Below are 17,804 nucleotides of genomic sequence, written 5' to 3'. Positions count from 1 at the left end.
CATTCACAGTAACTAAGTGCTGAGAGATAGCAAAAGAAAAAGGCTACCGCGGTTGGTATTATCTATCATACAGACAATTTCAATGTCGACAATCACCCTCTTACGCCTACTATGCTCATCGTATTCAAATAACTTCAAGATTCAGTCAGATTAAGAGAAGCAAACCACAGCATGATTACCTTTTCAGACATTCAATTACTTCGTGGCGGAAAGCCATTACTAGAGCAAGCCTCTGCCACTATTCACCCTGGTGACAAAGTCGGTTTAGTCGGAAAAAATGGCTGTGGTAAATCCACACTTTTTGCCTTAATCAAAGGTGAATTGAGTGTTGATGCAGGTTCAAACCGTGTTCCACATAACTGGGAAATGGCTTGGGTGGCTCAAGAAACACCTGCATTAGAACGCAAAGCCATTGACTATGTTATTGATGGTGACCGTGAATTTCGTGGTTTAGAAGCGCAATTAGCAAAAGCAGAAGAAGCCGATAACGGAACTCTGGTTGCTGAATTACACGGTAAACTTGAAACCGTAGGTGGTTACACCATTAATTCTCGTGCTGCAGAATTACTTAATGGTTTAGGCTTTTCACAACAACAGATGGAATGGAACTTAACCCAATTCTCTGGTGGTTGGCGTATGCGTTTAAACTTAGCACAAGCATTGATTTGTCGCTCTGATTTATTATTACTTGATGAACCAACCAACCACTTAGACTTAGATGCCGTAATGTGGCTTGAGCGTTGGTTACAAAACTATCCAGGAACTCTATTACTCATTTCGCACGACCGTGATTTCTTAGATCCAGTAGTAAACCGTATTATTCATGTTGAAAACCAAAAATTGAATGAGTACACAGGTAACTACTCATCATTTGAAGTTCAACGCTCTGAAAAACTGATCCTGCAGCAAGCACAATACCAGAAACAGCAGAAAAACATGGCGCACATGCAGTCATACATTGACCGCTTCCGTTACAAAGCATCAAAAGCACGCCAAGCACAAAGCCGAATTAAAGCGTTAGAGAAAATGGAAAAAGTGCTACCAGCACAGTTAGATAACCCATTCAGCTTTAATTTTAGAGAACCTGATGCTCTACCAAACCCAATCTTAATGATGGATGAAGTCAGTGCAGGTTATGAAAACAATACGATTTTAGAACAAATTCGCCTAAACCTAGTTCCGGGAAGTCGTATTGGTCTTTTAGGCCGAAACGGCGCAGGTAAATCAACGCTAATCAAATTACTTTCAGGTGAGTTAGCTCCGCAGAGTGGCGTATTTACTTACTCTCAAGGAGTTAAAATTGGTTACTTCGCACAGCACCAACTGGAAACCTTACACGTAGAAGAAACCCCTCTTCAGCACCTAATGCAAATTGCCCCTAATCATACAGAGCAACAACTGCGTGATTATTTAGGCAGTTTTGGTTTCCAAGGTGATAAAGCGTTAGAAAAAATTGGTCCTTTCTCTGGTGGTGAAAAAGCCCGTTTAGTACTGGCACTCGTAGTATGGCAAAAACCAAACATGCTATTGCTTGATGAACCGACTAACCACCTTGATTTAGATATGCGTCAAGCCCTAACAATGGCACTACAAACCTTTGAAGGTGCAATGGTTATTGTCAGCCACGACAGATATTTACTTCGTGCGACAACCGATGACTTATACTTAGTTCATGACCGCCAAGTAGTTCCTTTTGATGGTGATTTAACGGATTATTACAAATGGCTAACCGAGCAGAATAAGAGCGAGCGTAAAGAACAACAGCAACAAGACAAGCAAGATAATCCAAGCACATCAACCAGTTTAAGTGCAGCAGAGAAAAAAGAACAAAAACGCAAAGAAGCCGAATTCAGAAAGCTAATTGCCCCATTACGAAAAGAAGTGACTAAACTTGAAACTCGAATGGATAAGCTTAATGAAGCATTAAGCCAAGCAGAAGAAGAGCTTGGTGACGTTTCATTATATGAAGCAGAAAACAAAAAGCGTTTAACGGAAGTTCTTGCCATTCAAGCATCAGCAAAATCTGAACTCGAAGAAGTTGAAATGGAATGGATGGATCTTCAAGAACAAATTGAAGAAAAAGAGAATGCTGCCAAGCAGTAACATTCCTTTGAATGAGCACCAATTGGCTTCTATTACCCAAGAAGCCTTTTGGTGTTTCTCATTATCCCATTATAAGAAAGATGGGGTAAAACAAGCAGCACTGGCACTACAAGACACCTACTTTGGTAATGTGAATTTAGCATTATTACTTATCTGGCTTAATAGTCTAAACCTCTCATTCTCGGTATCTGACTTACCGCTTCTTGAAGCAGCTCTACACAAAAGCGACACTCTACTTCACTCTTATCGCAAGTTAAGAAAACAGATCAAATCGACACAAAATAAAGCTCTTTATCAAGAAGCTTTACAGTTTGAGCTACAAATAGAAAAGCAACAACAAAGCGATCTAATCACTGCTTTAATACGTATTCCTTTAGTAATAAAAACCGATAATAATCAGATAAGTTTATTAACGGATTATTGCCGCTCTTTGCAGGCAGACACCTTACTTCCCGCTCTAGAAAGTAATCAACATAACAACACAGAGTAACTAAGATGATGGATAACTTTACACCGGCTACCGGTTTATCTAACGCTCATATTCAGACACTGCTTCCTCGCTTTCTGCGTCGTAATCCATTGTTTAATGCGTATTGGCAACGCCTTGAGTTACCAGACAGTGATTTCGTTGATCTAGCTTGGAGTGAAAACCCAAATAAAGCAGGAGAAAAACCGCTTTTTATTCTTTTTCATGGTTTAGAAGGCAGTTTCGACAGCCCTTATGCCAATGGATTATTAGCTGCAGCAAAAGAGCAAGGTTGGCTTGGTGTGATGATGCACTTCCGTGGTTGCAGTGATGTGCCTAACCGTTTAGCAAGAGCGTACCACTCAGGTGAAACCGAAGACGCACGTTTTTTTATTGAGATGTTGGATGCTCGCTTCCCTAATCAAGAAAAGGTCGCTACCGGGATCTCTCTTGGCGGTAATATGCTAGTAAACTACCTCGCCAAATATCAAAACGATACCCTACTGAACGCCGCAACAGTTATCTCCGCACCTCTGGATTTAGGCGCCTGTTCTGAACGTATTCAACAAGGTTTTTCTCGTTTGTATCAGGGCTATTTATTAGGCTCATTAAAAAACAACAGCATTAAAAAACTCAATGCCTCTCGTAAAGAGATTGTTGGTTTAAATAAAGAGATGATCAAAGCCATACCTGATCTAATCACCTTTGATAATCTCATTACAGCGCCAATGCATGGTTACGCTCACGCACAAGACTATTATCAACAATGCAGTGGTTTACAGTTTTTAGATCGTATCGACATACCAACTCGAATTATTCATTCTAAAGACGATCCATTTATGACAAACGCGGTGATACCTACTCATCCACTGCCTAACTGTGTACACTATCAACTAACAGAACACGGTGGTCATGTGGGTTTTATTAACGGATCTATCACTAAGCCCAATTTTTGGTTAGAAAGTACCGTTAACCACTGGTTCCAAAAAATTCTCTAACTTTAGCGCCTATTGGCAATTCATTTAATGGATGAGATAAGTAGTATGATCATTCCTTGGCAAGACATCGCTCCTGACACACTAGAAAACTTAATTTCTGAATTTGTATTACGTGAAGGGACAGATTACGGTGAAGTTGAAATCAGCCATCAAGAAAAAGTAGATCAAATAAAAATTCTATTGAAAAATGGTGAAGCAATGGTGGTCTTTTCCGAGCTTCATGAAACCGTTGATATTCAAACCAAAGCTCGCTTTAATCCTAATTTAACTAACCATAATTACGACTAATAGACTCACCAAGATACTCACAATTTTCAAACCGAACAGTATCATTTTTACCAACCCTGTTATAACATCCGACGAGAATAAGGAAATTAGACAGGGTTTGTCATGTCAGCAAAACATCCAATTATTGCCGTAACGGGATCATCCGGAGCAGGCACTACCACCACATCTGAAGCATTTCGTAAAATGTTCAATATGATGGACATAAAGGCATCTTGGCTTGAAGGGGACAGTTTCCATCGTTTCACTCGTCCTGAAATGGATGTGGAGATCCGTAAGGCAAAAGAACAAGGTAAGCACATCAGTTACTTTGGTCCTCAAGCAAATGACTTTCCGGCACTAGAACAGTTTTTCCGTCAATACGGAGAAGATGGAACGGGTCAATATCGTCGCTATTTACATACTTTCGATGAAGCGGTTCCTTTCAATCAAATGCCTGGCACATTCACTCCATGGCAAGACCTACCAGATGATACCGATGTCCTTTTTTATGAAGGTCTACACGGTGGCGTTGTTGATGGTGATATTAACGTATCTCAACATGTGGATTTACTTATCGGCATGGTGCCAATTGTAAACTTAGAATGGATACAGAAATTTGTTCGTGATACCCGTGATCGTGGGCATTCTCGTGAAGCCGTAATGGACTCAATTGTTCGTTCAATGGACGACTATTTAAATTACATTACGCCACAATTTTCTCGAACTCATATTAACTTCCAACGAGTACCTACTGTAGATACCTCTAACCCACTCAACGCAAAAGGCATTCCGAGTTTAGATGAAAGCTTTGTTGTCATCCGTTTTAGAGGGTTAAGTAAAGTCGACTTTCCTTACTTATTAGCAATGATTGATGGTTCATTTATGTCTCGTCATAACACGCTAGTTGTTCCCGGAGGAAAAATGAGCTTTGCTATGGAATTAATTATTAGACCACTACTTCAACAGTTAATTGATACTGGGAAAATAAATTAATTTCGCTATCTTCTGCGCCAAATTTGGGGTTCTTCCAAAAATAGTGAATAATAGAGACTCTATTCACTATTTTTGCGATGCTATGAAAACTTCTCCTTTTTCCATTTGGCTCAGCGCCGCTCGTCCAAAAACACTCCCTCTTGCCCTAGCCTCAATCATGACAGGCTCTGTGTTGGCATATTGGAATAACCATGCCTCTTTTACTATCACGTTAATGGCATTTATCACCGCAACGTTATTGCAAATATTGTCGAATCTAGCAAATGACTATGGCGATGCAGTGAAAGGCACAGATAACGAAGATCGCCTCGGTCCACAACGAGCAATGCAAACCGGCCTTGTAACGCAAGAAACAATGAAAAAAGCCATTGGCATTAATATTGTTCTGACGATCATTAGTGGCTTAATTTTGGTATTTAGCTCGTTACACCAAACCATGGATATTATTGGATTCATCGCTCTTGGGTTATTAGCTATTGGCGCTGCTATTGCTTATACCATGGGTGATAAGCCTTATGGTTACCGTGGCTTAGGAGATATCTCCGTTTTTATCTTTTTTGGTTTATTAGGGGTTGCCGGTACGTATTACCTTCATACCGGTCACTTATCATCAGCTCTATTCTTACCAGCGACTGCCTGTGGTTTATTAGCTGTCGCAGTATTAAATATTAATAACCTACGTGATATAGAAAATGACGAAGCGTGTGGAAAAATGACATTGGTCGTTCGCATGGGCGCAAACTGGGGTCGAAAATATCATGCTGTATTGATGGCCGTGAGTTTTATCTGTCTTGCTGTTTTTAGTGCGACTCAAATTCATTCACTAACTGGTTGGTTATTTTTAGCAATTGCACCTTTCGTCTTCAATCATGTTGTGTCAGTAATGCGAGCACCAAATGGTGAAGCAATCAGACCTATGATGGGCACTGTTGTGCAATGCGCACTATTTACCAATGTACTATTTGCTGTTGGCTTGTACTTATCCGTTTAAAAACGAAAGCGGCTTATCTCACTGACCTAAGTAAATCAGGATAAATTTGCGGTTTGTCATAGTATTGCCTAAAAAAGCACGTATATTGAACAGTTACAAACACCAATAAAAGGTAAGTTTCACTATGGAATACAATACTTCAGCACTTTGTGACATCTATTTAGATCAAGTTGATGTTGTTGAACCGATGTTCAGCCACTTTGGCGCTAAGACATCATTTTCAGGTCAAATCACAACAATTAAATGTTTTGAAGATAATGGTCTGATTCATCAACTATTAGAAGAGAAAGGCGAAGGTCGTGTTTTATTAGTTGATGGCGGCGGTTCTTTACGTCGTGCTTTAGTGGATGCTGACCTAGCAGCAAAAGCAGCCCACAATGGCTGGGAAGGCTTAGTTATCTATGGTTGCGTCCGTGAAGTAGATTACCTAGAAGAGATTGAGATTGGCATTCAAGCTCTCGCTTCTATTCCTGTTGGTGCAGCAAGACAAAACATTGGTGAAGTGGATGTTGCAGTTAACTTTGGTAGTGTGACTTTCTTACCTGAAGATCATCTTTATGCGGATTCGACTGGAGTGATTATCTCTCAAGAGCCGCTAGAAGAGATGAGTGAGGAAGAGATTTAAGAACTAGAGGCTATACGCTTCGCTAACTAGAAACTATAAGAGCGAGTATAGTTGGTGTAGTGAAATCTAGGTTTCAGGGCGCTGCGCTTGCAGGTTTCAGAAATGATCGCTGTACCTGTAGCGATAAAAACACAGTTCCCTCCCCTTACTAAGGGGGAGGAGCTAAAGCCAAAGCACTCTGCTCTTTCTTCATCACAAAAAAACCGCAGATGCTTCCACACCTACGGTTTCAAAATAATTCACAGAACTTAGCTCTTCCTCGCTCCTAGAGCGAAGTGTCCTCGCCTCTCGTTCCTGTTCTATTACTCTACTTCGTCCATTTTACCAAGTAGACCACGGATGCGAGCTTCAAATTGAGCTTGTTCATCACGTGCACGTTGAGCTTCTTGTTCTACTTCTGAACGACCGTTGTTTGCTTGCTCAAGATCTTGAGTTAGCGCTGCGTTCGTTTCTTTTAATTCTTCAACTTCCATTTGTAGCAGTGCGATTGTATCTACTGCCATCTGAACTTTAGCTTCTAGTTGTTCTAATATTTCTAAAGACATTCCTGCCACCTTAACTATATTCTTCATTGAATATGTAGCGAATTTATTACTCACTACAAACTTGTTTTCTATTCTACTCAGCAATTGTAATTCTGCCATAGTGTTATTCATTAAATTGCATCATATGAACAAAAAAGCAGCAGTTTTTACCAACATCTGACGTACTTTCTTAAGATTAAAACGAACTACATACCAAAACTAGGTATTTACCTTCGTTATTTGAATTAAACCACACCTTTAGCTCCTTGATATTTTTATTCTTCGCTGAAAAAATTTCATTCTCGCGGGAAAAAGCAAACGTTTCCCTTTTTGTTATGCTAAAATCCCTTCGATTTTTACTTATTCATCGATTTATTCGGAGCAATTATGAAACGCGATTTAGCAATGGCTTTTTCTCGAGTTACTGAAGGTGCCGCACTGGCAGGTTACAAATGGCTTGGCCGTGGCGATAAAAACGCTGCTGACGGTGCTGCTGTTGAAGTAATGCGTACTCTTCTGAACAAAACTGATATCAGTGGTGAGATTGTTATTGGTGAAGGTGAGATCGATGATGCACCTATGCTATACATCGGTGAAAACGTAGGTACAGGTGGCGATGCTGTTGATATCGCGGTTGATCCAATCGAAGGCACTCGCATGACAGCGATGGGTCAATCAAACGCACTTGCAGTATTAGCTGCAGGTGAAAAAGGTAGCTTCTTAAAAGCACCAGATATGTACATGGAAAAATTGGTCGTTGGTCCTGGAGCAAAAGGCGCAATTGATTTAAGTCTTTCTCTAGAAGAAAACCTAGTAAATATTGCAAAAGCATTAGGTAAACCATTAGAAACGCTTGTTGTGACAACACTGGCTAAACCTCGTCATGATGAAGTAATTACAAACATGCAGAAGATGGGCGTTCGTGTATTTGCTGTGCCAGATGGTGATGTTGCAGCTTCTATTCTAACTTGTATGCCTGATAGCGAAGTGGACGTTATGTACTGTATCGGTGGAGCACCTGAAGGTGTAGTTTCTGCTGCAGTTATCCGTGCACTAGATGGCGACATGCAAGCACGCCTTCTTCCTCGTCATGAAGTTAAAGGCGATACAGAAGAAAACCGTATCCACGGTGAAGCTGAACTAAAACGCTGCGAAGAAATGGGCGTAAAAGCGAACGTTATCTTAAAGATGACAGACATGGCACGCAGTGATGATGTTGTATTTGCAGCAACTGGTATCACTAAAGGTGACCTACTAGAAGGTATTACTCGCCAAGGTAATATTGCGACAACTGAAACGCTACTTATCCGTGGTCGTTGTCGTACGATTCGTCGTATTAAGTCGATTCACTACTTAGAGCGTAAAGACGCTGAAGTTAGAGATATTATTCTTTAAGAGCAGGGACTAGAGGCGAGGACGCTTCGCTTAAGGAGCGAGAAAGAGCCGAGGTCTGCGATAAATTTGAAACCGTGGGTGTGAAAGCATCTGCGGTTTTTTATTTTAAAGAGTTCAGGTTTCAGATCGGTCGCAGGCTCCCTTGCAGGGTTCAGATGTGATCGCTGTAAGGCTAGAGACTATACGCTTCGCTTCTATAAGAGCAAAAGTGAGGATTTGGTTTCGAACCTGAAGCCTGCGCAGCGTCCTAAAACCTTGCTCTTGCCTTCACTCGCTTCTCGCAGGACGAAGTCCGTTCTCGCCCCTAGAAGCAAAGCGCCCTGTTATCCATCTCAAAAGCGAGACTCCGATTCAATCCCCCCAACTCTACTTTCTCAAAACCTGAAAACTTCAACTAAGCTGAATCTATAAAAGCAAAAACAAGGAATCAGTTTATGCCGCAATCACATCGCAACCTATCCATTCCTTCATTTGATGAGCTAAAAGCATTAGCAGAAAAAGATCCAGAACAACTGGAAGCATTACGTCATCAACTAAGTATGGAGTTTATTGAAAGTGTTCCAGAAGAACATCAAGGCCCCCTGCTTGCACAGCAAAGTCATATTGAACGAATTATTGAGCGAGGCAACAACCCAAATCATGTAAATATTCTTCTAGGGCGAGAGCTTGGAAAGCAATTCGTTCGCTTTGCTGATTCACTCAACAAGCCCATTGATGAGCATCAAGCTGCAGATATTATTCAATTTCCTAATGCCACTTCTCGCCCCTCAAATAATACGAAGCATTAGGTAAGACGAAAGCTCTAACCTATTTTTTGAAAACTCTCATGTTCCATGTCACGCACGTTGATAGTTAAGCTATCAATGTGACTGGCTTGTTCAGCAAGTACATCCATTAATGCACGACTTAACTCCCTCTTCTGCTCAGGGCTTCTTCCTTCTAATAGCTCTAACGTAATATGAATGAAGTCGACGCTATTTCCCTGCTCTCCAACAAGCCAAGAATGCACTCTTACCGCTCTTGATTTCACATCTTTTGCTGAAAACAATCCTGAGGCAATAGCCACTTGATGCAAGTCTTCTAACAAGCCCTGCATATTAAGCCTATCTTCTGCTGAATTTGAATATTCCATAACTAAGTGCGGCATAACAACGTCCTTTTAATGTACCCAAAGTGATTACTTTTCCATCATTCAGTGAAAGTGAATTAGTTACAATCTCCTCAATAGAAAAGTGCCTAAGTAATCACACTTAAAATCGGCCATTTATTTCTACATTACAGCTCATAATTTTTCGCATTCCGAAATAAAAGCACTAAAATGAGGTATAAAAATGATTTTAGACACTAAATCTGTCGCAAAATCTGTTATATTTTTACGCAAGTTTTTTACATTAATTTGAATTGGAGAGAATCCTATGCGTCATCCTGTAGTTATGGGTAACTGGAAACTAAACGGCAGCAAAGAAATGGTTGTTGAACTACTAAACGGTCTTAACGCTGAACTTGAAGGCGTTACAGGCGTAGACGTAGCAGTTGCTCCACCTGCACTATTTGTAGACCTTGCTGAGCGTACGCTTACTGAAGCTGGTAGCGCAATCATCCTAGGTGCTCAAAACACTGATCTAAACAACAGCGGTGCATTCACTGGCGACATGTCTCCAGCTATGCTTAAAGAGTTCGGTGCAACTCACATCATCATCGGTCACTCTGAGCGTCGTGAATACCACAACGAATCAGACGAGTTCGTTGCTAAGAAATTCGCTTTCCTAAAAGAAAACGGTCTTACTCCTGTTCTTTGTATCGGTGAATCTGAAGCTCAAAACGAAGCTGGTGAAACTGTTGCAGTATGTGCACGTCAAATCGACGCAGTTATCAACACTCAAGGTGTTGACGCTCTAAACGGCGCAATCATCGCTTACGAACCAATCTGGGCTATCGGTACTGGTAAAGCAGCTACAGCTGAAGATGCACAACGCATCCACGCTCAAATCCGTGCTCACATTGCTGAGAAATCTGAAGAAGTTGCTAAGAACGTTGTTATCCAATACGGCGGTTCTGTTAAGCCTGAAAACGCTGCAGCTTACTTCGCACAACCAGACATCGATGGTGCTCTAGTTGGCGGTGCAGCTCTTGATGCGAAAAGCTTTGCAGCTATCGCTAAAGCAGCAGCTGAAGCAAAAGCTTAATTATAAATGCTAGGAACAAGGACACTTCGCTCTAGGGGCGAGGAAAACTTGGTTCTGTGAATAATTTGAAACCGTGGATGTGAAAGCATCTGCGGTTTTTTGTTTTAAGAGCAGGTTTCAGATCGGTCTCAAGCTCCCTTGCAGGGTTCAGAGGTGCTCGCTGTTATCACAGCGATCATCTCTAAAACCGGCTCTTCCTGAAACCTGAATCCTATAAGCGAAGCGTCCTGCTCTTTCCCTCGCATAAAAAAACCGAGACATCTCTGCCTCGGCTCTTCAAACACATTACGCTGTTTATGGGGATGAATTACATCATGCCGCCCATACCACCCATTCCGCCCATGCCACCCATATCTGGCATTGCAGAACCTGAGTCTTGTGGCTTATCAGTTACCATCGCTTCAGTTGTGATCATAAGACCCGCAACAGATGCAGCAAACTGAAGTGCAGAACGAGTTACTTTAGTTGGGTCAAGAATACCCATCTCAATCATGTCGCCGTATTCGCCAGTTGCAGCGTTGTAACCGTAGCTACCTTCACCCGCTTTAACGTTATTAGCAACAACTGAATCTTCTTCACCAGCATTCTTAGTGATTTGACGAATAGGAGCTTCCATTGCACGAAGTGCTACACGGATACCTACGTTTTGTTCTTCGTTATCACCAACAAGACCAGCTACTTTAGATGCAACACGGATAAGTGCAACACCACCACCAGCTACAACGCCTTCTTCAACCGCTGCGCGAGTTGCGTGAAGTGCATCTTCAACACGGTCTTTCTTCTCTTTCATCTCAACTTCAGTAGCAGCACCAACTTTGATTACTGCAACACCGCCAGCTAGCTTAGCTACACGCTCTTGAAGTTTTTCTTTATCGTAATCAGATGTTGCGTCTTCGATTTGTTGACGAATTTGAGAAACACGGCCTTGGATGATTGTCTCTTCACCAGAACCATCGATGATTGTTGTTGTTTCTTTTGTGATAGTTACACGCTTAGCTTGACCAAGATCTTCAAGAACAACTTTTTCAAGCTCTAGACCAATCTCTTCAGAAATTACAGAACCTGCAGTCAGAACAGCGATATCTTGTAGCATTGCTTTACGACGGTCACCAAAACCAGGCGCCTTAACAGCAGCAACTTTAACGATACCACGCATGTTGTTCACAACTAGAGTTGCAAGTGCTTCACCTTCTACATCTTCAGCGATGATAAGAAGAGGACGTGATGCTTTTGCTACTGCTTCTAGTGTTGGAAGTAGTTCACGGATGTTTGATACTTTTTTATCAACAAGCAAGATGAATGGGCTTTCTAAATCTACAGAACCCGCTTCTTGGTTGTTTACGAAATATGGAGATAGGTAACCGCGGTCAAACTGCATACCTTCAACAACGTCTAACTCGTCTTGTAGCGCTTGGCCTTCTTCAACTGTGATAACACCATCACGGCCTACTTTATCCATCGCTTCTGCAATTAGGTTACCCACTGTTGAGTCAGAGTTTGCAGAGATAGTACCTACTTGTGCAATCGCTTTAGTATCTGCACATGGAACAGAAAGTGCTTTTAGCTCTTCAACAGCAGCTACAACCGCTTTGTCGATACCACGTTTAAGATCCATTGGGTTCATACCAGCAGCAACCGCTTTTAAGCCTTCAGTAATGATAGCTTGAGCAAGAACTGTTGCTGTTGTTGTACCGTCACCAGCTGCATCGTTTGCTTGAGATGCCACTTCTTTAACCATTTGTGCACCCATGTTTTGGAACTTGTCTTCAAGTTCGATTTCACGAGCAACAGAAACACCATCTTTAGTGATAGTTGGTGCGCCAAATGATTTATCTAAAACAACGTTACGACCTTTAGGGCCTAATGTTACTTTTACTGCATCAGCCAGAACGTTTACACCTTCTAGCATTTTGATTCGTGCGTCGTTACCAAATTTAACGTCTTTAGCAGCCATCTTTATTTTCCTTTTAAAAATCTTTTAATTTATTTAGTTAATAAAATTCGAAAAACGAATTACTCAACGAGTGCTTATTATTCAACAATAGCCATGATGTCATTTTCAGACATGATCAGAACTTCTTTACCATCAATCTTTTCAGATTTAGTACCGTAACCTTCAGCAAAAATAACTGAATCACCTACTTTTACGTCTAAAGGCTGAACCGTACCGTTTTCTAAAATACGACCTTTGCCAACAGCTAAAACCGTACCGCGAGTTGATTTTTCAGCAGCAGAACCAGTTAGTACAATGCCACCAGCAGATTTTGATTCAACTTCTTGGCGTTCAACGATTACACGGTCATGTAAAGGACGGATATTCATGGGACGTCTCTCCTGATAATTTTCCATTTAAGAATAAGGTGCCATAATTTGGCTTTGATTTATTAATGGGGATGTAGGGGATTGATTGCAAGGGCTCTAGCGCTAATTTTTTGAAGAAGAAACGAGGGTTCAGGTTTCAGGAAGCTCAAAAGCGAGTACCCCTGAAACCTATAAGCGCAGCGCCCTGAATCCTGAAACCTCGCTTTTGCTCTTCCTCGTCCCTAATCCCTCGAATCTCACCCCTATTTCCTATACACTAACCATCCCACCACCACACGAGAAAACCATGCTAGATAAACACGGTTTACTAACTCAACCTATCAGCGACGTGCTTCGTAAACTCACGACGCCTATGGTTTTTGGTATGGTTGCCATTCTGCTATTCAACTTGGTGGATACCTTTTTTATCTCTTTGCTCGGTACCGATGCTTTAGCTGCAGTGAGTTTTACTTTCCCCGTCACCTTTGCAGTAAACTGCATCACCATGGGGATTGGTGTTGGCTTATCAGCATCCATAGGTCATTTACTTGGTGAAGGCCATAGCAAACATGCTGCAGAATTAACGACTCATGGGATAATCTTAGCCATCAGTTTAATTCTGATTGCTTGTGCTCTCGGGTTCTTCACCATCGACCCACTCTTTACTCTTCTCGGTGCTGAAGACAAATTACTTCCTCTTATCGATGAATACATGTCTATTTGGTATCTAACCATACCTTTGCTCGTTATTCCGATGTCGAGCAATAGCGCAATTAGAGCCACAGGTGACACCAAAACCCCAGCAAAAATTATGATGCTAGCAGGGCTAATTAACGGCATTCTCGATCCACTGCTTATTTTTGGTTATGGCCCCTTCCCTGAGCTTGGAATTCAAGGTGCTGCGATTGCAAGTGCGATTAGTTGGCTTGGTGCTCTTATCGCTTCATTCTATGTACTCACTCATAAAGTAAAACTGCTTGCTCTACCAAATAAAAATACACTTATTTCTGATTGGAAACAGATCTTAACCATCGGTTCCCCTGCCGCATTATCTAACGCTCTAAACCCAATATCGGGGGCGATTTTAATGATGATGCTTGCGAGCCAAGGGACTGTTGCTGTCGCCTCTTATGGTGCAGCACAACGAGTCGAATCATTAATGCTGTTGGTTATCATGGCATTAACGTCATCACTTAGCCCATTAGTGGCTCAGAACTTAGGTGCAAAACAACCTGAACGTGTCAAAGAAGCAATATTTCTAGCCATTAAGTTCTCTGTCGCCTTTCAGCTCTTTCTTTATATTCTGATTGTTCCACTTAGCATTCCGATCTCTCATTTATTTAGCCAAGACGATGCGGTTCAACACGGTTTGTGGATGTACCTTATTTGCGTTCCATTTAGCTACGGCTTTCAAGGCATCGTTATGGTGCTAGTAAGTAGCTTAAATGCAATGAAAAAACCGTTATATTCTTTCAGTTGGAGTTTTATGAGGTTGTTTGTTTTTACATTACCAACCGCATGGATTGGCAGCCAAATTTATGGAATGGAAGGATTATTTATCGGGATTGCAATGGGAAATGTGATGGGTGGTATTAGTGCGTTTTGGTATGCGAGAACAAGAATCAGGTTTGAGGACGCTGCGCTCGAGGAGCGAGGAAAAGCTAAGAGTTAGGAAGATCAAAAGCGAGTCCCCCTGAAACCTAGCTCATCACCAACACCCCCTCCTAACCTCCCCTATATATCAACATTGCCAATCTCAACAAGACATCTATCAAGGAGAGGAACTGTATTGCGATCACTGTAGCCACCACGATCACCTCTGAATTCTGCAAGCGAAGCGATCTTAACTCTGTTCTACTTTTCCTGAAACTTCGATTTTTGCTCTTCCTCGCCCCTTGAGGACGAAGTCCGTCCCCGCCACTCGAAGCGAAGCCTCCTGCTCTTCCCCTAGCCCATTTTCAAACTTTGTAGTAAAATTACACAAAGTTATTTATTCGAATTTATTAAGTTATTGACGAGGAACACCTTTATGTCAGCTAAGAAGCCTATGGCTCTAGTTATTCTTGATGGTTACGGTCACCGTGAAACTCAAGCAGATAACGCAATTACAAACGCAAACACTCCAGTTCTTGATGGCCTAATGGCTAATCAACCAAACACGCTAATTTCTGCATCTGGTATGGACGTTGGTCTACCTGATGGTCAAATGGGTAACTCTGAAGTAGGTCACACTAACATCGGCGCTGGTCGTGTTGTATATCAAGACCTCACTCGTATCACTAAAGCTATCTCTGATGGTGAGTTCCAACAAAACGAAACACTTGTAAACGCTATCGACAAAGCAGTTAAAGCAGGCAAAGCTGTTCACATCATGGGTCTTATGTCTCCAGGTGGCGTTCACTCTCATGAAGACCACATCTACGCAGCAGTAGAAATGGCAGCAGCACGTGGCGCAGAGAAAATCTACCTACACTGTTTCCTAGACGGCCGTGATACACCACCACGTTCAGCTGAGAACTCACTGAAAAACTTCCAAGAGCTATTCGCTAAACTAGGTAAAGGCCGTATTGCCTCTCTAGTTGGTCGTTACTACGCAATGGACCGTGACAACAACTGGGAACGTGTTCAAAAAGCTTACGACCTAATGACTGAAGCAAAAGCAGAATTCACTTTTGCAACAGCAGTTGAAGGTCTTGAAGCGGCTTACGCTCGTGAAGAGAACGATGAATTTGTTCAAGCAACAGAAATCAAAGCGGAAGGCGAAGAATCAGCAGCTATCGTTGATGGCGATGCAGTTATCTTCATGAACTACCGTGCTGACCGTGCTCGTCAAATCACTCGTACTTTCGTACCGTCTTTTGATGGCTTCACTCGTAACGTATTCCCAGCAATCGACTTCGTAATGTTGACTCAATACGCTGCTGATATTCCACTACTATGTGCATTCGCTCCTGCGTCTCTAGAAAACACATACGGTGAGTGGTTATCTAAAGAAGGTAAAACTCAACTACGTATTTCTGAAACTGAAAAATACGCACACGTTACTTTCTTCTTCAATGGCGGCATCGAAGATGAGTTTGAAGGTGAAGAACGTCAACTAGTTGCTTCTCCAAAAGTAGCGACTTACGATCTACAACCTGAAATGAGCGCACCTGAGCTAACTGAAAAATTAGTTGCAGCTATCAAGTCTGGTAAATACGACGCTATCGTTTGTAACTTCCCTAACTGTGACATGGTTGGCCACACTGGCGTATACGATGCAGCAGTTAAAGCCGTTGAATCTCTAGATGAGTGTATCGGTAAAGTTGTTGAAGCAATCAAAGAAGTTGATGGCCAACTACTTATCACTGCTGACCACGGTAACGCTGAAATGATGATCGACCCTGAAACAGGCGGCGTTCACACAGCTCACACTAACCTTCCAGTACCTCTAATCTACGTAGGTAGCAAAGCGGTTGAGTTTAAAGAAGGCGGTAAACTGTCTGACCTAGCTCCAACGATGCTAGCACTAACAGATACAGCGATTCCTGCTGAAATGTCTGGTGAAGTTCTTTTTAAATAAGAAAAGAGCAGGGACTAGAGGCGAGGACGCTTCGCTCAAGGAGCGAGGAAAAGCTTTAAATCGTCGATAAAATAAAAAAGCCCACAGGTTTATAGCCTGTGGGCTTTTTTGATCTTAGGTTTCAGGTTTCAGGTTTCAGGTTTCAGGTTTCAGGTTTCAGGAAGATAAAAAACGCTCCCCTCTAAACCCTGCAACCGATCTGAATCCTGAAACCTCGCTTTTACTTTTCCGTTCTTACTCGTCCCTCGAGGACGAAGTCCGTCCTCGCCTCTCGAAGCAAAGCGCCCTGCTCCTAATACCCTTCAGGGTTATTCGACTGCCAACGCCATGTATCCGCAGTCATATCATCAAGAGACAGTTTCGCTTCCCACTTCAGCTCTTCACGAGCTTTTGCTGGATCAGCCCAACATTCTGCAATATCACCAGGACGACGATCGACAATCTTATATGGAACTTTCGCACCAGAAGCTTTCTCAAATGCCGTTACCATCTGAAGAACACTATTACCATTACCCGTACCTAGGTTATAGATATGTAAACCCGCTTCTTGGCCTTTGTATTTTAGTGCTGCTAAATGACCATCAGCCAAATCAACCACATGGATATAATCACGAACGCCAGTACCATCAACCGTTGGGTAATCATTACCAAATACAGATAAGAATTCACGACGACCAACAGCCACTTGAGAAATAAATGGCATCAAGTTATTTGGAATACCTTGAGGGTCTTCACCCATAGTACCTGATTTATGAGAACCAACAGGGTTAAAGTAGCGTAATAGCGTTACACTCATTTCAGGATGTGCTTTTTGGATATCCGTTAAACACTCTTCTACCATCAGCTTACTGCGGCCATAAGGGTTCGTTGCTGATGTTGGGAAATCTTCACGAATTGGTGTTGATGCAGGATCACCATAAACCGTTGCAGATGAACTAAATACAATACTGTTCACGCCCGCTTTACGCATCGCTTCAACTAAAACCAACGTACCCGATACATTGTTATCGTAATACATAATTGGTTTTTCAACAGACTCACCAACGGCTTTCAATCCAGCAAAGTGAATCACGCTATCAATTTGATTTTCAGCAAAGATGGTTTCTAAGATTTTTGGATCGCGAATATCACCTTGATAAAATTTAGGTTTTACACCAACCAAAGCTTCAATACGATCAAGTACGACTTCTTTACTGTTGTATAAGTTGTCCAAAATGATCGGCGTTAAGCCCGCCTCAATCATTTGTACACATGTGTGGCTACCGATGTAACCCATTCCGCCAGTGACTAAAATATTCATTATATTTCTCTATTTTAAATTATTTGATAATAGCTAAAAACTAGGTTTCAGGACGCTTCGCTTGCAGGCTTCAGGGGTACTCGATTTTGCTGT

At 41.9% G+C, this 17,804-nt stretch carries 17 protein-coding genes; 12 read left to right on the top strand and 5 right to left on the bottom strand.

The features are described from left to right. Positions 1–171 precede the first annotated feature (171 nt). From AAFX60_000930 to rraA, 7 genes are all read left to right on the top strand, one after another. Positions 172–2,103, top strand: a complete 1,932-nt coding sequence (locus tag AAFX60_000930) for an ABC transporter ATP-binding protein (protein ID XDF77831.1) — start codon at positions 172–174, stop codon at positions 2,101–2,103. After that, positions 2,087–2,593, top strand: a complete 507-nt coding sequence (locus tag AAFX60_000925; protein XDF77830.1) for a TIGR02444 family protein — start codon at positions 2,087–2,089, stop codon at positions 2,591–2,593. The genes AAFX60_000930 and AAFX60_000925 overlap by 17 nt, the downstream gene beginning before the upstream one ends. Before the next feature lie 5 nt (positions 2,594–2,598). Further along, positions 2,599–3,567: a hydrolase gene (locus tag AAFX60_000920; protein XDF77829.1), complete on the top strand. Its 969-nt coding sequence runs from the start codon at positions 2,599–2,601 to the stop codon at positions 3,565–3,567. Between the two features lie 45 nt (positions 3,568–3,612). Further along, positions 3,613–3,855 carry a YheU family protein gene (locus AAFX60_000915; GenBank protein ID XDF78870.1) on the top strand — a complete coding sequence of 81 codons (243 nt, stop codon included), beginning with the start codon at positions 3,613–3,615 and terminating at the stop codon, positions 3,853–3,855. Between the two features lie 102 nt (positions 3,856–3,957). Further along, positions 3,958–4,827, top strand: a complete 870-nt coding sequence (locus AAFX60_000910; GenBank protein ID XDF77828.1) for a phosphoribulokinase — start codon at positions 3,958–3,960, stop codon at positions 4,825–4,827. A gap of 82 nt (positions 4,828–4,909) precedes the next feature. Further along, positions 4,910–5,818, top strand: a complete 909-nt coding sequence (locus AAFX60_000905) for a 1,4-dihydroxy-2-naphthoate polyprenyltransferase (protein ID XDF77827.1) — start codon at positions 4,910–4,912, stop codon at positions 5,816–5,818. A gap of 124 nt (positions 5,819–5,942) precedes the next feature. After that, complete coding sequence (rraA, locus tag AAFX60_000900; GenBank protein XDF77826.1) at positions 5,943–6,443, top strand: ribonuclease E activity regulator RraA; 501 nt, start codon at positions 5,943–5,945, stop codon at positions 6,441–6,443. Positions 6,444–6,745: 302 nt separating this feature from the next. Here rraA and zapB read toward each other — a convergent pair whose 3' ends face one another. Further along, a complete protein-coding gene (gene zapB, locus AAFX60_000895) occupies positions 6,746–6,988 on the bottom strand; it encodes a cell division protein ZapB (GenBank protein ID XDF77825.1) in 243 nt (80 codons plus the stop codon). 366 nt (positions 6,989–7,354) lie between these two features. On the opposite strand from zapB, the gene glpX reads away from it, so the two are divergent. Both glpX and AAFX60_000885 read left to right on the top strand, forming a co-directional pair. Next, positions 7,355–8,362 (top strand): class II fructose-bisphosphatase, encoded by a 1,008-nt coding sequence (gene glpX, locus AAFX60_000890; protein ID XDF77824.1) that lies wholly within the window; start codon positions 7,355–7,357, stop codon positions 8,360–8,362. A gap of 434 nt (positions 8,363–8,796) precedes the next feature. Beyond that, the gene (locus AAFX60_000885; protein XDF77823.1) at positions 8,797–9,150 is read left to right on the top strand and encodes a DUF3135 domain-containing protein; all 354 of its coding nucleotides are present in this window, start codon (positions 8,797–8,799) and stop codon (positions 9,148–9,150) included. 14 nt (positions 9,151–9,164) lie between these two features. Here the strand turns inward: AAFX60_000885 and AAFX60_000880 are convergent, their stop codons facing one another. Continuing rightward, on the bottom strand, positions 9,165–9,509 hold the full coding sequence (locus AAFX60_000880; GenBank protein ID XDF77822.1) for a 5-carboxymethyl-2-hydroxymuconate Delta-isomerase: 345 nt from the start codon (positions 9,507–9,509) through the stop codon (positions 9,165–9,167). Between the two features lie 268 nt (positions 9,510–9,777). Here AAFX60_000880 and tpiA point away from each other — a divergent pair, with 268 nt between their 5' ends. Beyond that, positions 9,778–10,548 (top strand): triose-phosphate isomerase, encoded by a 771-nt coding sequence (gene tpiA / locus AAFX60_000875; protein XDF77821.1) that lies wholly within the window; start codon positions 9,778–9,780, stop codon positions 10,546–10,548. 307 nt (positions 10,549–10,855) lie between these two features. Here the strand turns inward: tpiA and groL are convergent, their stop codons facing one another. Continuing rightward, on the bottom strand, positions 10,856–12,502 hold the full coding sequence (groL, locus tag AAFX60_000870) for a chaperonin GroEL (GenBank protein ID XDF77820.1): 1,647 nt from the start codon (positions 12,500–12,502) through the stop codon (positions 10,856–10,858). A 77-nt stretch (positions 12,503–12,579) separates the two neighbouring features. Further along, positions 12,580–12,870 (bottom strand): co-chaperone GroES, encoded by a 291-nt coding sequence (locus AAFX60_000865; GenBank protein XDF77819.1) that lies wholly within the window; start codon positions 12,868–12,870, stop codon positions 12,580–12,582. A gap of 286 nt (positions 12,871–13,156) precedes the next feature. Here AAFX60_000865 and AAFX60_000860 point away from each other — a divergent pair, with 286 nt between their 5' ends. Both AAFX60_000860 and gpmM read left to right on the top strand, forming a co-directional pair. Continuing rightward, on the top strand, positions 13,157–14,521 hold the full coding sequence (locus AAFX60_000860) for an MATE family efflux transporter (GenBank protein ID XDF77818.1): 1,365 nt from the start codon (positions 13,157–13,159) through the stop codon (positions 14,519–14,521). Between the two features lie 357 nt (positions 14,522–14,878). Continuing rightward, on the top strand, positions 14,879–16,411 hold the full coding sequence (gpmM, locus tag AAFX60_000855) for a 2,3-bisphosphoglycerate-independent phosphoglycerate mutase (protein ID XDF77817.1): 1,533 nt from the start codon (positions 14,879–14,881) through the stop codon (positions 16,409–16,411). A gap of 292 nt (positions 16,412–16,703) precedes the next feature. Here gpmM and galE read toward each other — a convergent pair whose 3' ends face one another. After that, entirely contained in the window at positions 16,704–17,711 is a 1,008-nt protein-coding gene (galE, locus tag AAFX60_000850) for a UDP-glucose 4-epimerase GalE (protein XDF77816.1), read from the bottom strand. Positions 17,712–17,804: the final 93 nt, after the last annotated feature.

The sequence above is a fragment of the Aliivibrio fischeri genome (assembly GCA_038993745.2).
Taxonomy (GTDB): domain Bacteria; phylum Pseudomonadota; class Gammaproteobacteria; order Enterobacterales; family Vibrionaceae; genus Aliivibrio; species Aliivibrio fischeri_B.
Note: the sequence above shows the minus strand (reverse complement) of the source record. Positions and strands in the feature narration are given on the sequence as shown.

What these genes read in the sequence shown, in the direction of transcription:
- AAFX60_000915 (XDF78870.1), top strand. Translation starts at nt 3,613, where the DNA reads ATGATCATTCCTTGGCAAGACATCGCTCCTGACACACTAGAAAACTTA.
- AAFX60_000865 (XDF77819.1), bottom strand. Translation starts at nt 12,870, where the DNA reads ATGAATATCCGTCCTTTACATGACCGTGTAATCGTTGAACGCCAAGAA.
- zapB (XDF77825.1), bottom strand. Translation starts at nt 6,988, where the DNA reads ATGTCTTTAGAAATATTAGAACAACTAGAAGCTAAAGTTCAGATGGCA.
- AAFX60_000920 (XDF77829.1), top strand. Translation starts at nt 2,599, where the DNA reads ATGATGGATAACTTTACACCGGCTACCGGTTTATCTAACGCTCATATT.
- gpmM (XDF77817.1), top strand. Translation starts at nt 14,879, where the DNA reads ATGTCAGCTAAGAAGCCTATGGCTCTAGTTATTCTTGATGGTTACGGT.
- tpiA (XDF77821.1), top strand. Translation starts at nt 9,778, where the DNA reads ATGCGTCATCCTGTAGTTATGGGTAACTGGAAACTAAACGGCAGCAAA.
- rraA (XDF77826.1), top strand. Translation starts at nt 5,943, where the DNA reads ATGGAATACAATACTTCAGCACTTTGTGACATCTATTTAGATCAAGTT.
- glpX (XDF77824.1), top strand. Translation starts at nt 7,355, where the DNA reads ATGAAACGCGATTTAGCAATGGCTTTTTCTCGAGTTACTGAAGGTGCC.
- galE (XDF77816.1), bottom strand. Translation starts at nt 17,711, where the DNA reads ATGAATATTTTAGTCACTGGCGGAATGGGTTACATCGGTAGCCACACA.
- AAFX60_000930 (XDF77831.1), top strand. Translation starts at nt 172, where the DNA reads ATGATTACCTTTTCAGACATTCAATTACTTCGTGGCGGAAAGCCATTA.
- AAFX60_000880 (XDF77822.1), bottom strand. Translation starts at nt 9,509, where the DNA reads ATGCCGCACTTAGTTATGGAATATTCAAATTCAGCAGAAGATAGGCTT.
- AAFX60_000885 (XDF77823.1), top strand. Translation starts at nt 8,797, where the DNA reads ATGCCGCAATCACATCGCAACCTATCCATTCCTTCATTTGATGAGCTA.
- AAFX60_000860 (XDF77818.1), top strand. Translation starts at nt 13,157, where the DNA reads ATGCTAGATAAACACGGTTTACTAACTCAACCTATCAGCGACGTGCTT.
- groL (XDF77820.1), bottom strand. Translation starts at nt 12,502, where the DNA reads ATGGCTGCTAAAGACGTTAAATTTGGTAACGACGCACGAATCAAAATG.
- AAFX60_000910 (XDF77828.1), top strand. Translation starts at nt 3,958, where the DNA reads ATGTCAGCAAAACATCCAATTATTGCCGTAACGGGATCATCCGGAGCA.
- AAFX60_000905 (XDF77827.1), top strand. Translation starts at nt 4,910, where the DNA reads ATGAAAACTTCTCCTTTTTCCATTTGGCTCAGCGCCGCTCGTCCAAAA.
- AAFX60_000925 (XDF77830.1), top strand. Translation starts at nt 2,087, where the DNA reads ATGCTGCCAAGCAGTAACATTCCTTTGAATGAGCACCAATTGGCTTCT.